The 13890-nt window shown below is 70.0% G+C and carries 14 protein-coding genes; 10 read left to right on the top strand and 4 right to left on the bottom strand.

The window, feature by feature from the left end; genetic code table 11:
• Positions 1-563: 563 nt before the first annotated feature.
• Positions 564-1847 (bottom strand): MFS transporter, encoded by a 1284-nt coding sequence (locus IRZ30_RS10770; protein ID WP_294085088.1) that lies wholly within the window; start codon positions 1845-1847, stop codon positions 564-566.
• A 335-nt stretch (positions 1848-2182) separates the two neighbouring features.
• Positions 2183-4300 carry a S8 family serine peptidase gene (locus IRZ30_RS10765; protein ID WP_294085087.1) on the bottom strand — a complete coding sequence of 706 codons (2118 nt, stop codon included), beginning with the start codon at positions 4298-4300 and terminating at the stop codon, positions 2183-2185.
• A gap of 178 nt (positions 4301-4478) precedes the next feature.
• On the opposite strand from IRZ30_RS10765, the gene rpmH reads away from it, so the two are divergent.
• From rpmH to mnmE, 7 genes are all read left to right on the top strand, one after another.
• Positions 4479-4643, top strand: a complete 165-nt coding sequence (gene rpmH / locus IRZ30_RS10760; RefSeq protein WP_294085086.1) for a 50S ribosomal protein L34 — start codon at positions 4479-4481, stop codon at positions 4641-4643.
• An 11-nt stretch (positions 4644-4654) separates the two neighbouring features.
• On the top strand, positions 4655-5044 hold the full coding sequence (gene rnpA, locus IRZ30_RS10755; RefSeq protein WP_294085085.1) for a ribonuclease P protein component: 390 nt from the start codon (positions 4655-4657) through the stop codon (positions 5042-5044).
• Positions 5041-5250, top strand: coding sequence for a membrane protein insertion efficiency factor YidD (gene yidD / locus IRZ30_RS10750; protein WP_294085084.1), 210 nt, complete (start codon positions 5041-5043; stop codon positions 5248-5250). The genes rnpA and yidD overlap by 4 nt, the downstream gene beginning before the upstream one ends.
• 71 nt (positions 5251-5321) lie before the next feature.
• Positions 5322-6320, top strand: a complete 999-nt coding sequence (locus tag IRZ30_RS10745) for a YidC/Oxa1 family membrane protein insertase (protein WP_294085083.1) — start codon at positions 5322-5324, stop codon at positions 6318-6320.
• A 57-nt stretch (positions 6321-6377) separates the two neighbouring features.
• The gene (jag, locus tag IRZ30_RS10740) at positions 6378-7127 is read left to right on the top strand and encodes an RNA-binding cell elongation regulator Jag/EloR (RefSeq protein WP_294085082.1); all 750 of its coding nucleotides are present in this window, start codon (positions 6378-6380) and stop codon (positions 7125-7127) included.
• Between the two features lie 132 nt (positions 7128-7259).
• Positions 7260-8156, top strand: a complete 897-nt coding sequence (locus IRZ30_RS10735) for a PfkB family carbohydrate kinase (protein WP_294085081.1) — start codon at positions 7260-7262, stop codon at positions 8154-8156.
• Positions 8157-8193: 37 nt separating this feature from the next.
• On the top strand, positions 8194-9594 hold the full coding sequence (gene mnmE, locus IRZ30_RS10730) for a tRNA uridine-5-carboxymethylaminomethyl(34) synthesis GTPase MnmE (protein WP_294085079.1): 1401 nt from the start codon (positions 8194-8196) through the stop codon (positions 9592-9594).
• Between the two features lie 635 nt (positions 9595-10229).
• Here the strand turns inward: mnmE and IRZ30_RS10725 are convergent.
• Complete coding sequence (locus IRZ30_RS10725) at positions 10230-11459, bottom strand: FAD-binding oxidoreductase (RefSeq protein ID WP_294085078.1); 1230 nt, start codon at positions 11457-11459, stop codon at positions 10230-10232.
• Between the two features lie 280 nt (positions 11460-11739).
• Entirely contained in the window at positions 11740-12222 is a 483-nt protein-coding gene (locus tag IRZ30_RS10720) for a J domain-containing protein (RefSeq protein WP_294085077.1), read from the bottom strand.
• A 177-nt stretch (positions 12223-12399) separates the two neighbouring features.
• Here IRZ30_RS10720 and IRZ30_RS10715 point away from each other — a divergent pair, with 177 nt between their 5' ends.
• The 3 genes from IRZ30_RS10715 (at position 12400) to IRZ30_RS10705 (ending at position 13642) form a co-directional block, all read left to right on the top strand.
• Positions 12400-12657 carry a hypothetical protein gene (locus tag IRZ30_RS10715; protein ID WP_294085076.1) on the top strand — a complete coding sequence of 86 codons (258 nt, stop codon included), beginning with the start codon at positions 12400-12402 and terminating at the stop codon, positions 12655-12657.
• 75 nt (positions 12658-12732) lie between these two features.
• A complete protein-coding gene (locus tag IRZ30_RS10710) occupies positions 12733-12915 on the top strand; it encodes a hypothetical protein (protein ID WP_294085075.1) in 183 nt (60 codons plus the stop codon).
• 58 nt (positions 12916-12973) lie between these two features.
• Positions 12974-13642, top strand: coding sequence for a hypothetical protein (locus IRZ30_RS10705; RefSeq protein ID WP_294085074.1), 669 nt, complete (start codon positions 12974-12976; stop codon positions 13640-13642).
• Positions 13643-13890 lie beyond the last annotated feature (248 nt).

Below are 13890 nucleotides of genomic sequence, written 5' to 3'. Positions count from 1 at the left end.
CCCGTCGAGCAGCCCGCGCCAACCCGCAGCACCCGTCCCCCTCACCACCACACTCGGCGACCACGCGACCGCATCCCCGGATGACTAATGCGTAGTTCGTACGCGGGAGGGGCAATGTGAGGATCCCGCACCGCGGCGCGTGCCCAGCAGGATGGGTGGTGTGAAGATCCCGCGCCGCGGCGCGTGCCCCGGGGCTCAAGCCCCGGGCTCACAACAAAAGCCGGCTGTAGCCGGCTGGGAACGACGACGCCTAGCGGGGTGATGAGAGGAGCACCATTCCCAGCGGACACCCACGTAATTCGTCAAACTCCATTAGCCCCGGGAGCGCACCGAGGGCGCACACCGCATCATCAGAGGCTCTGCGCGGCTGCCCCCAGCCGGCTTTAGCCGGCTTTCCTTGTCAGCCCGGGACTTGAGCCCCGGGCACGCGCCACCGCGTGGGGACCCTCACGCCACCCAACGAGGGCACATACCACGGCCAGGGAACCCGTCACACCACCTGTCGCGAGCATGGCGCTCCGGACCCCGATCACCCTACACGTGCCCCGGAACCACCCCGCGCATCACGCCTCATCCATGGCGACCTGGGGGTCGTCCGCCAGCATGGAACGTGTGTCGTCGGCACGCACCGAGGGAAATACGGCGGCCAGGAGCACGAGCGCCACGAGCGCAAGGCCGCAGAAGAAGAGCGATTCCTGGACCCCGAACCGCTCGCCGGCGACGCCACCGAGCGCGTTGGTGATGATCATCGCCGCGAAGATCAGGGTCGAGCGGACGGCGAAGACCCGCCCCAGCAGCCGATCCGGGGTATGCCGCTGCACGAGAGTGACACTCGGCACCAGCACCATCATGCTCCCCACCCCGCTGATCGCCAGCAGGGCGACGGCCAGCCACAGGCGGGTCACGACGGCGGTGCCCATCACGCCGAGCCCCATCACCACCAAGCCGGCGATGACGGAGATCCCAGTCCGCACGGACGAGAGGCTGGTCAGCGCGAAACCGGCCAGGATCGAGCCGACGCTGATGCCGGTCCCGAGCATCGAGTACTCCCACTCGCCGCCGTCCAGCACGTCCCAGGCATAGCCGACCAGCAGCGGCCACGTCGCCCCCAGGGTGAGCGGGCCGAGCAGCATGACCGCCGTGTTGGCCCGCACCAGCGGCTGCCGCCAGACGAAGGCGATCCCCTCCCGCATGTCGTCCCAGATCGAGCGGACCGCCGCGTCGCTTTCCGGAGGTGCCCCGCGAGGGCGGATCGACGCGATGCACAGCGCCGACATGATGAACATCAGGCCATCGAAGACGAAGGCGGCGGCCAGTCCGTGCTCCGACCCGAGCCAGACACTCGCCGTGGAGACCAGGACGCCGCCCAACGGGTAGCCGAGCACGTCGGCAGTGTTTTCCATGATTCCGTTGAGCGAGTTGGCCGCGTGCAGTTCGTCGGGCTTGACCACCGACGGCAGCAGGGCGGTCTTTGCCGGGCGAAACACCAGTGCCAGCGTGTTGACCCAGAAGAGGATGAGGTAAACCAGCCAGAGGTGGATGTACGCCACGACGGGGATCAGCACCACCGCCGGGACACGCAGCAGGTTGCAGACGATCATTGCCCGGCGCCGATCCCAGCGGTCGACGAAGCTGCCGGCGGCCAGCCCGAAGAGGAGATCGGGCAGAGCGGTGGCGACGAAGGCGATGCCGGTCTCGGTAAGGGAGCCGGTCAGGCGGTAGACCAGCGCCGCGAGGGCCACGCGGTGCACGCGGTCGCCCAGCGTCGAGAACAGTTCGGCTCCCCAGAGCGCGGCGAAGTCCCGATTACGACGCAGGAGCCCGAAGCTGTGACCTGCCCGGCCCATGATCCCTCCCGGCGCGGTCGTGCCGCGTGTCGTGGCAATGCTTGGTTAGGAGTATAGCCCTCCCTGTGCCACTGAACAAGCAAGAAGGCAAGTCGGACCTGACGGAGAGCGTGCATCGAAGGATGCACTTCTCACGCTGCCACTGCGCGTCGGAGGCTCGTATCGGCCGGGCCGAGCTCCGAGCGATCCTCGATCGGCACCCGCGAGGACCGATCCCTGCGCAGGAACAGCCACCGCGTCACCGCCTGCGCCACGTCCGATTCGTTACCCCCGTCAGCCGTGGCCCGTCCCGGCCGCTGCGCCCCTTGCGTGCTCCTGAGGAGACCCACCGCTCCTCAGCGCAGGTAGCCGAGCTTCCGCGCGAGATCGACGCCCAGGCGGCCGAGCTGGACATCAGCGGCCGATCCGGCCAGTGGGGACACCTCGAAGCGCGCCCGCTCGAAGTACTGCACCAGCTTGCCACCGGCTTCGAACGGCTCGCTGATCGGGAAGCCGAACACGGCGAGCCCGCCGCCCGCCGCCCAGCGCTCGAGGAACAGCCCGCTCAGCGTGTGCTCGGTCTCCGGGAAGTACCGCCGCGCCTCGGACGCCACCTCAGCCGGAGCGGTCGGGAATGCCTGCGGCGCGACCTCGACGCCTACCCGGCCCAGCGACACCTCGAAGGGCGTCCCGGCCAGCTCCGGATGGTATTCGAAGCGCGCCCGCTCGAAGTACTGCACCGTGTGCACAATGCCGGTCACCGGGTCGCGCTCGGAGAACTCCTCGGAGATCGGGAACCCGAACGCGGCCAGCCCGCCGCGCTCCTCCCAGTAGCGCTTGAACCCATACGCCAAGGAGTGGCCCGTCTCCGGGAAGTAGACCCGATCCGGCTGCGACTCGAAGGCGGGGATGGGCACGAACGCCGGGTGGATCGGCTCCGGATGCAGGATGTAGGTCGCGCTAACCCGCGTCCCGGACTCACCGACGGCGGTGACCGTCCAGGTCCCCTCCGGTAGCAGGTGGCGCGGGCCGAGGTCGACCGTCAGGGTGCCGCTCGCATCGGCGGCGACACCGCGCCAGACCCGGCGCGCGCCGTCCTGGGGCGTGAGCCAGACCGTTGCCGCCTCCCCCGGCGCGAAGCCCTCAGCGGTGAAGCGGAGCCGCGGCCCGTCCACGTCGTCCACGCCCGAGACCTGGCCCTCCGCCGCGTACGCGGCCGAGATCGCCATCCGGACCGCCAGCCCGGCGTCCAACCGACCGTAGCCGCTGAACGCATCGATGCCGTCCGGGCCGGTCGCGTGCGCCGACTCCAAGAGGATCTGGCGCACACCGGCCGGGGAGAGGTCGGGGCGCACGGCCAGCACGAGCGCGGCCGCGCCGGAGACGAAGGGCGCTGATGCCGACGTGCCCCCAGCCGTCAGATAACCGTTGCCACCCTCGGGACTCCACCAGGTGCTGGTCACGTCGACGCCGGGCGCAATGAGGTCGACGAACGCACCATAGGACGAGAAGGACGCGACCTGGTCGTCCGGCGTGCTGGCGCCGACCGCAAGCACCGTCGGCACCGCCGCCGGGTAGTTCCATCGGCCGTTCGGCTCGTTCCCGGCCGAGGCGACGACGACCACCCCGCGCTCCTCCGCGTAGCGCAGCGCGTCGAAGAGCGCCTGGGAGTCCATGATGCCGTCCGCGCTGATATTGATGACGCGCGCACCCTGATCGACGGCGTAGACGATGCCGGCGACGAAGTTCGCGGTCGACCCGACCGCATCGCGGTTGAGGATCTTGACCGGCAAGATCCGGGCACCGGGCGCCACACCCGGCGCACCGCCGTCCGCTCGTCCGGCGATGATCCCGGCCACGAAGGTGCCGTGCCCGGCGTCGTCGCGCGTGTCGGCGTTCCCGTCAACGAAGTTCCAGCCAGGAAGGACGCGGCCGATGAGATCGGGGTGATCGGGGCTGACCCCGGTGTCGAGGACGGCCACGGTGACCGGCGCGCCATCGGTCATCCGCCATGCGTCCAGTGCACCGATGCGCCGCAGTCCCCAATCCCCCAGGGTGTCGCCATTCGCGAGGAGCCCGGCCGGTGACAGCGGGGCAACGAACGTCCGATCCGGCTCGGCGTAGCGCACCCCCGGCGCGGCGGCCAGCCGTGCCGCCGCCGCATCCGGATCGGTCCCGGCCGGCAGGTCAACTCGGTACAGCCCGGCTGGGCCGAGGGGCACCACCGCCGCGGGCTCCCCGAGCAGGTCCGTGATACCCTCCGGGATCGCACCGAATTCCGGCGTAAGGGACACCAAGATGGAGGTGGGAGGTGCCTCATCCGCGGCGGCCGGCAACGGTGCCAGCCCGGGGAGCGCGCCCAAGGCCAGACAGAACACCAGCGCAAGCACGAGCGCGCGTGCGCCGCGTAGCTGCTGTGCCCGCCGACCGTGAGCCGCGGCCCCGCCGAGCGCTGCGCGATGTCCCCCAACCAATCCGGTTCCCCCCTCCCGGCGGACCTGCCGCGCCCCCGGCGGCGGTCCGAATTGACACCTCCTGCAAGTGAAACGTATAATGGCCGCGGCCGTTGCGGCTGCGCTCTGCGCGTGGCTCGCAAGGTCATTTTGTTGTCAGCGTGTCAACGACCTGGCCATCAGCTGAAAGGTAGCGAGGGTGCCGAAGAGGACGTACCAGCCACGGCGCATCCCCCGCAAGCGCAAGCATGGCTTCCTCCGCCGGATGCGGACGCGCGGAGGCCGGGCGGTGCTGGCGGCACGGCGGCAGAAGGGGCGCTGGAAGCTGACGGTATCGGACGAGAAGAAGCCGACCCAGCGCTGATTCGACGGCTCATGATCGCGCGGGCGCTGCGCCTCCGTCGACCGTTCGAGTTTGAGCGCGTACGTAAGCAGGGCCGCTCCTGGGCCACGCCGCTGGTGGTCATGGCGGTCCTGCCCAATGACCTCGAGCACAACCGGTACGGCTTCGCCGTCGGTCGACGGATCGGCAAGGCCGCCGCGCGCAACCGCGTCAAACGCTGGATGCGCGAGGCCGTGCGGCACTTGCACCCTCGCCTCCGCCAGGGGTACGATATAGTGTTCATCGCCCGCGGCGCCGTAGCGTCCCCGGACGTGACGTATCACCAGATATTCGATGCGATAACCACGCTGACGGCGCGGGCCAAGCTGCAAACGGCAGCACCTGTACCGCCGGCATCTGACACCCGAGGCACACCCGAATGAAGACACTCGCGCTTTGGAGCATCCGTTTCTACCAGCGCGTCATCTCTCCGGGGCTCCCCGCTAGCTGCCGCTTCTATCCAACCTGCTCGGAGTACGCCTACCAGGCCATCGCCAAGTACGGTATCATCAAGGGTGGATGGATGTCGGCCTGGCGGATCCTGCGCTGCAACCCATTCTCGCGCGGCGGGTACGATCCGGTCGAGTAAGTTGATCGCCGGTGAGCCTGCCCGTTCGCGGCTCTGCGCGTGAGCTTCGGTCTCTTTAGGAGGATTCTCACTTGCCACTCTGGAGAGAGTTCGTCGGTCTGATCGAACTCGGCCTGGGCTACCTCGCGGATTACACCGGGAGCGCGGGGCTTTCGGTCATCATCTTTACCATCCTGTTCAAGACGGCGCTCCTGCCGCTGACCATCAAGGCGGTGCGCTCCACCTCCGCGATGCAGGAGATCCAGCCCAAGCTCAAGGAACTGCAGAAGAAGTACGGCAAGGACCGCCAGCGGCTCTCGCAGGAGACCATGAAACTCTACCAGGAGCACGGCATCAACCCTGCCGCAGGCTGTCTGCCGATGCTCCTGCAAATGCCGATCTTCTTCGGGCTCTACTTCGCCATCCGCAGCTTGTCCCAGGCCGGGACCGGCATCTGGGGCGAGGGCTTCATGTGGCTGCCGAGCCTGGCGACCGCCGACCCGCTGCATATCCTGCCGATCATGGCCGGCCTCTTCCAGTTGGTGCAGACCAAGATGACGCGCCCCGCCGGCCAGGGGAAGATCACCGACCCGCAGCAGCAGATGATGAACACCATGATGACGTTCATGCCGCTGATGGTCGTCGCCTTCGGCTGGAACTTCCCCGCAGGGCCGGTCCTCTACTGGGCGGTGTCGGCGCTGTACAGCGTCGTTCAGCAGTGGTTTATCACCGGCTGGGGGTCGATGCGCGACTGGCTCCCGTTCCTGCCTGAGTTGCCGGAGCACCGCCGCCTGGGTTACCAGGACCCGGCCAAGCGGGCCGCGGCGCGGGAGCAGGCTAAGAATAGCTGGTTTGCCCGCATGAACGGGCGCCTTCAAGAGCAGATGGCGGAGTCCGCAAAGCGCGCCGGCGCGGTACGCCCCGTGCAGGAGAAGGAGGAGCCTGTCTCCACTCCAACGGCTGCCGGGAGCGCTGGGACGACGAAGCAGCGCGCCGGGGCCGCAGCGCGCCCGCCCCGGACCCCGCGTCCCGATCTGGTGCCTCGCAAGTCCCGTCCGTCGAAGCGCGACTCATCGGCGGAAGGTGATTGACCCCGGACCGGGACCCAGGAGGAGAAAGGTGTCGGGCAGAGCATGGATCGAATCCGCATGCGGAGCGTTGAAATCCAAGCCCGCTCGGTCGAAGAAGCCGTGCGGCTGGCCCTGGAGCAATTGGGCCGCACGCGCGATCAGGTCCACATCGAGATCCTGATGGATTCATCGGATGAGGAGGATGGGGAAGCCCTCGTCCGCGTCACTGCCAAAGACGGCGCCCCGTCGCGCGGCCGGGGCAAGGGGAGCGGGACCACGACGCGGCCCAGCGTCGGTGCCCGCCCGATGAGCCGTCCGTTCCCGGAACCGGCCAACGCTCCGCGCGTCGACGCCGAGACGGAGCAGGTGGTCAAGTCCATCGTCCACGAGCTGCTCACCGCCATGGGCTTTCAATGCACCGTGCTGGCGGTCGACAACCCCTCGTTGATCCCGATCGGCCCGGACGAGCCCCCCACGGTCTTCATTGATGTCCACGGCCGCGACCTGGGGATGTTGATCGGCCGACGGGGCGAGAACCTGGCGCAGCTCCAGTACCTGGTCAACGTCCTCGTCAATAAGCGCCTCGACACGTGGACACGCGTCATTTTGGACATCGAGGGGTACCGGTCCCGGCGCGAGGAGTCCCTCATCAACCTGGCCCGGCGGGTGGCCCGGCAGGTCGCTCGCAACAAACGGCCGATCTCGCTCGAGCCGATGCCCGCGAACGAGCGTCGCGTGGTCCACGTTGCCCTGCGCGACGACCCGGTGGTGACCACCTCCAGCAGCGGCGAGGGGGCTCTCCGGCGCGTCACGGTTTACCCGAAATAGCACCCACGCAGCAGCGTCGCAGCGGGAGCACCGGTCCCGTGCCGGCTCCCACGCTCGCGTCGCCTGCGTGGCACGAGCGACACGAACCGCTGCGCTCACGGCGCTCCTGACGCCTGAGAGATGGATGGACGCATGGCCGCCCAGCAGACGCCCGACTACCTCGTCATTGGTCACGTGACCGTCGACCGGAACCCGAACGGCTCCGTCAGCCTGGGAGGCACCGCCCTCTACGCCGCACTGACCGCGGCACGCTTCGGGCTGCGCGCGGCCATCCTGACCCGGGGCAACTTCACCCAGCACGGCCCCGAGATCACCGAAGCCCTCGCCCGCTATGCCGCGGAGATCGACATCATCGTCCAGGCGGCCGCCGCGCCGACCGTGTTCACCAACGTCATCGTCGCCGGTCGCCGCCAGCAGACGGTCCACTCCTGGGCCGGGCCGATCGATCTCACCGGCTTGCCGCCCGCCTGGCGTTCGGCCGGCGTCATCCACCTGGCCCCGGTCGCCCAGGAGATCGACGCCCGCCAGGCCGGCCGGCTCAGCCCCGACTACTTCGGCGCGACGCCCCAGGGCTGGATGCGCCAGTGGCAGACCAGCCGGCAGCACCGGGTGTCACTCCAGCCGCTGCGCCTGCCCGACGAGATCCTCAGCCGCCTCGACGCGATCGTCGTCAACTCCGAGGAGCACACCCTGGCGCGGGACGCGCTGAACACCGTCGGTGCGCGGGGGATCGCCGTCGTCACCCGCGGCGCGGAGGGTGCTCAGGTGGTCGACCGTGGCCGGGTGATCGAGGTGCCGGCCTATCCGGTGCCGACGGTCGAGGACCTCGGCGCCGGGGATGTCTTCGCCGCCACCCTCTTCCTTCTGCGCGCCGAACACCAGCCGACGACCGTTGCCGCCCGCATGGCCGCGGCCGCGGCCGCGCTGCGCGTGCAGGGCCACGGCCCGGATGCCGTGCCGACCCGCGAGGCGGTCGAGGCGTTCCTGGCCCGGATCGAGCGCCGCCCCGCCCGGCCACGTCGCCGTTGACGTCCACCCATACCATCACCGAGGAACCGCCACCACGATGTACGCCGACACCATCAGTGCCATCGCCACGCCCCTCGGTGAGGGGGGTATCGGGATCGTCCGCATCAGCGGCCCCGACGCCGACCAGATCGCCAGCCGCATCTTCCGTCGCGGCCGAAACCTGCGCCCGGTCGACGTCGCGCGGCTCGACTCCCACCGCCTCTACTACGGCTACGTCGTCGATCCGCGCGACGAGCGCGTGGTCGATGAGGTGCTCCTGGCCCGCATGGCGGCACCGCGGAGCTACACCCGCGAGGACGTGGTCGAGATCTCCTGCCACGGCGGCCCGCTCGTCGTCCGCGAAGTGCTGCGGCTGACGCTGGCGGCCGGGGCTCGCCAGGCCGAACCCGGCGAGTTCACGCTCCGCGCCTTCCTCAACGGCCGGATCGACCTGGCCCAGGCCGAGGCGGTCATGGCGGTCGTCTCCGCCCGCACCCCCGACTCACTGGACCTGGCCGTGGGGGAACTGCGCGGCCGCATGGTGGGACGGCTCGGCCCGGCCCGCGAGGCGCTAATCGAAGCACTCGCCTACCTCGACGCCTCCGCCGACTTCCCGGAGGACGAAGTCCCGCCGCTCGACCTCGCCGGAACCCTCGCCCGCGCCGAGGCGGCGCTCGACGAGGTCGTCGCCGGTGCCCGGCTCGGCCTCCTCTACCGCGAGGGCGTCCAGATCGCAATCGTCGGCCGCCCCAACGTCGGCAAGTCGAGCCTCCTCAACGCGCTGCTCCGCGCCGAGCGCGCGATCGTCACCGACATCGCCGGGACGACCCGCGATGTGATCGCCGAGTCGATCAACCTCCAGGGCATCCCCGCTACGCTGATCGACACCGCCGGGATCGCCGACACCGAAGACATCATCGAGCGCATGGGCATCGACCGCTCGCGCCGCGCGCTGGACACCGCCGGGCTGGCCATCTTCGTCCTCGACGGCAGCATGCCGCCCACCCCGGACGACTTCCGCGTGGCAGACCTGCTGCAGCGCCGCGTCGCGTCCGACGGCCACGACCGGCTGGTCCTCGTCCTCAACAAGCGCGACCTGCCGGATCGCCACGACCACGAAGAGATCCGCGCCCTCCTCCCCGGCGCTCCGGTGGTGGAAGTCTCCACCCGCACCGGCGACGGGATCGCCCAGCTCGAAGCGACCCTGGCCGAGGCGCTCATCGCCAGGGCCGCCGAGGGAGCCGCGCCGGCGCTGGTGACCCTGCGCCAGCAGCAGGCCCTCACGCGCGCCCTGGAGAGCGTCCGGCAAGCCCGCGCCGCGCTGGACGACGCCATCCCGCTGGACCTGGTAGCGGTGGACGTGCGCGATGCCCTCCTCGCCGTCGGTGAGATCACCGGCGAGCAGGTCAGCGAGACCATTCTCGACGAAATCTTCGCCCGCTTCTGCATTGGGAAGTAACCGCGATCCGGATCGCGGGAGCCGGGAGCCACGTAGCGCGTAGCCAGTACCCAGGGGGTCGCGTGAAGGATCCAGCACGGCGGCCTGTGCCCGGGGCTCAAGCCACCGGGCTGACAACGAAAGCCGGCTGAAGCCGGCTGGGGACCGATTGGGGTTCAGCCTCCGGTGAGACGGAGCACACCGAACGGTGTGTGCCTGGGGCTAGAGTCGCCGGGCTGACAATCAAGAGCCCACTGAAGGGTCTGGGGCGCTGGCTCCGCTGGGTGGCCAAATCGGAATACGCCGGTCGGTAGCCATCGCAGCCCCTTCAGTGGGCTTACCCACCATGCAGCCCGGCGGCTTTAGCCCCGGGCACGCACCGCGCCGCGAAGACCCTATCAACGGGGTCTGGGCCGTACCCCCCAGCCGGCTTCAGCCGGCTTCTCCTTGTCAGCCCGGGGGTTCACCCCCGGGCACGTGCCGACCGCGTACACCCTCGGAGCTCGTCTGGCACCATCGATCACGGGCGCGTGTCAGCCGCGCGGACCCGTCAGACGTTGCCGACGCTCTCTGGCCGTGATCGCTCCACGCCTCACGACAGCGGCGGCTGTGGCCGCCGCACTCCAAGAGGAACGCGGCCACGCACGCCGCCGCGCTCACGCCCCGGAGATCACCCCGCGCGGGTTGTTGCGCTCCCCGGCAGTGAAGGGGTTCTCCCACGACACGCCGACACGCGCGAAGCGGTTCGGGTCGAACGGCGTGAGGTCGAACGCGCTGATTCCCTGGACGATCAACTGCGCCAGGGCCTTCCCCGTCGCCACGGCCCAGGAGAACCCGCCGCCGTTGAAGCCCGCGGCCACATACAGCCCCTTCGTGTCTCCATAGGGGCCGATGAGCGGCAGGCCATCCGCGGTGAAGCCCATGATCCCGGCCCAGGCGCGCACCACGCGCAGCGGGCCGAGCCGCGGGAAGAGGGACGTCAGGCATCCGGCGATGCCCCCGAGCACCGGCGGCGTCGTCTGCTCGGCGTAGAGGCCCAGCCCCTCGTTCTCGTCCAGCCGGCGGAAGCCGCCACAGAGGATCTGCCCCGTCGGAGTCTGGCGCCCGTACTCCTTGTCGAAGTTGGTACCGAACGGGTACGGCAGAACCGGCGGCACCGGCTGCGTCACCAGGATCTGCCCTCGCGCCGGAACCAGCGCTCCCTGCGGCAGGTCGGGCAGAAGCTGGGGCGTCCAGGCGTTGGCGGCCACGACCACGGTCCCGGCCGCGATCGTCCCGGCGGACGTCTCCACCCCTGCGACCGCACCGTCGCTCGTCAGGATGCGCGTGACCGGCGTGTGCGTCACGAAGCGCGCCCCGTAGTGGCGCGCGCCACGGGCCAGCGCGTGGACGAGCTGGAACGGCCAGAGATGCCCGTGCCCGCGCGCGAGCTTCGCGCCGAGGATCTGATCCGAAACCACCGGCACCAGGTCCCGCACCTCCTGGGGGTCCAGCAGTTCCACGTCGATCCCGTGCTCCTGCTGCCGCCGCACACTCTCCTCGAGGTGCGCGTACTGCTCCTCGGTGGTGGCGATGTCGAGCGTGCCAGGCAGGCGCAGCGAGAAGTCGTCGTCCAGCTCTCGCGCCAGATCCTCCTGCAGCATCCGCAGGTTCTCGCGGGTCAGGGCGTAAACGGCGCGGCCCGCTGCCGAGTGCAGCGACGACCCGGCACCGGTCAACCCGCCGTTACGGCCTGAGGCGCCGGAGCAAATGCCGCGCTTGTCGAGCACCACGACTTGCTTCCCGCGCATGGCGAGCTGGTACGCGACCGAGCAGCCGGCAACTCCAGCCCCGATGACTACGACTTCTGCCTCCTTGGGAATCGCCCCTCTCTCCTCCCCATCCACGGTCGCATCCCTCTCCTTCACCAGATCAGGCACACCACCCCCGGGCGCGCCGCACCCAGTCACTTCATGATCGCATATTCGGGAATCGCCGCGCTGTGCCCACGGCGCATGTCGCGCCGCTGATCGTACCGCGACATGGCCAGATCCGCAGGCACGTGAGATGCCGCCGCGCATCGTGCGGCATCTGACGCGCGGGCAGCGTAATGATGATCCAGTGACCGAAACGCTGTCAGGCGAGATACGTCTTCCCACAGGGCTGGGATCGCTCGGCCCCGCCCGCTCACCCCACCAGCGCCTGGACCGCCTGAGGCACGAGGCTCACCAGGAGCACCACGGCGACGATGGCGGCCAGGAAGAGGACCGTAATCAGCAGGAAGTGCAGCAGTGCCGAGCGGCTGGCCCGCTGCTGGGCACGCCGCGCCTGCGGCGAGACCGGCGCCCGGTTCATGAAGGGGGAGGGACGGCCCGGCATGTTGCCGGTGTAGCGCTGCATCAGCGCGTCGGAGACTGCGCGCTGGCGGATGGCGGCGTCGTACTCGCGGCGCACCTCCGGCTTGCCGAGCACGGCATAAGCGGCGTTGAGGAGTTTCGCCCGCTCTTCCGCCTTCTTCCGCTCCGGCTCCGTATGTGCCCGATCGGGGTGCGCCGACCGCATCAGAGTGCGATAGGCACGGGTGATCTCGGCCCGCGTCGCCGTGTACGGGACGTTGAGCACCTGATAGTAGTTGATCTCCGGGTCGAACCGCACCCGAGGTCCGGCCATGGCTGCGCGGTCTCCTCACAGCGTGCACCCCACCACCGGAGCACTGTTGTCAGATTGTATCGCGGACACCGTTCCCACGCTCCCTGGCGTGGCACCCGTTCTGCAGGGACGAGGGTGCCGGCTGCGCCGGCTCACGACGCCGTCCACCCGGCCCACCCTCAGATCGGAGATGACATCATGCGTGAGCGGTTCCGCCACCCTCAGGGCGATGGAACCGATCTCGTCATCCAGGAAATCCCGGGAACGCAGGGCTCGATCTGGGTATTGGTCAGGGACTCGCCGGGATCCACGGGGCGCGAGACGGTCATGCTCTGCCAGGCCGCTACGGCCGACGAGGTCGTCACGGAGTGCGTACGGCTCCTCCGCGCCCAGCACGGCGGGCGCCCGGAGACCTGGCACGCCGTCGTGGCCGAGTCGCTGGAGCCGTCCTTCTGACCCGAGTCCGCCACAGCGACCCGCGGGCATGCCGCCACTATCGGCTGGTGGTATGGGGACGACGGAGGGTTGCTCATGCGCGCCCGGTTGCCCTGGACGATACGGCTCGCCGACTTCTGGTGGCGGCTCACCGGCCGCCCGGCGCCCTGGACCTGGTGGGAGCGCCGCCGCGCGGTCCGCACCGCGGAGGAGATCCTCCGCGTAGCTGACGCACGCCCGGCCGGCCCCTTCGCCGCGGGGACGGACGACGAGCGATAAACCAGTGTCCACCCCGCCGGCTGCTACAATAGGAGCCAGGCCGGGAGGCGAGACGACGATGCGGAACCGACCCAAGCCGCGCATCCATACCCTGGCGCACCCTCGCCTGGTGCTCGTGCCCAGCGCCGGTCTGGTTGTTGCCACCGTGCTCCTGGCCGCGGGGATCGCCGCTCTCCTGGACCTGGCCCCAATCGTCCCCTTGACCCTCACCCTCATCGTAGCCGTCGGCAGCGTCACCATCGCCCGCGGGGCAGGCTGGTCCGACACGCTTCCGCCGCTCGACCGGGAAACACGCCGGCACAGCCGACCTGTCGAGTGGCAGGCGCTCCTCGACATCGAGCGTGCGCAGACTGCACCCGAGCGGCGTCTCCGCCTGGCGCGGGAGTTCCGCCGCATCGCCGCCGAGGCCCTGGCTGCCCCCGCCACCGACCGCCGCCGCTGGCCACACCCAGGGCGCCTCGCCGCCCTCGCCCGGCAGGCGAAGCTGCTTCATGCCAGCGCTACCGACCGCTCGGTGGGCTTCCTCCCTGAGACGCTGCCGGACGACCGGCTCTCGGCCGAGGTGCTCGCCGAGGCGATCCACACCCTCACCGGCTACCTCGCGCTCCTGGCCGCCGTGCGCCGCGCGCCGGGTTGGGACCTGGAGGTCCAGCGCGTCGTCGTGCGCGAGCGCACCCGCCTGGAAGTCGCCTTGGAGCGCGTCAACAGTGTCCTGATGGATGTCTAGTGCGTGGTCCGTGTTGCGTGATGGGTAGTCAGGACTCGGTGCACGCGATGCGGGGTACGCGACGGGGCCTTGATCGGGCAATACCCGTATCGGCTGACCGCGTGAGCCTCTGCCATCCCACGCCGGGCCGTGCCCCCTGGACGAGGGAGTGGTTGTCATCCTGAGCGGAGCCGGGGGGGGGGGGCCCCCCCCCCCCCCCGCGCGCCCGCGGGCCCCCCCCCGCGCCCCCGAAAATGGTGTGTTTTTAA

Source organism: Sphaerobacter sp. (genome assembly GCF_019683595.1).
Lineage (GTDB): Bacteria > Chloroflexota > Chloroflexia > Thermomicrobiales > Thermomicrobiaceae > Sphaerobacter.
This window is presented reverse-complemented; position numbering and strand designations above follow the sequence as displayed.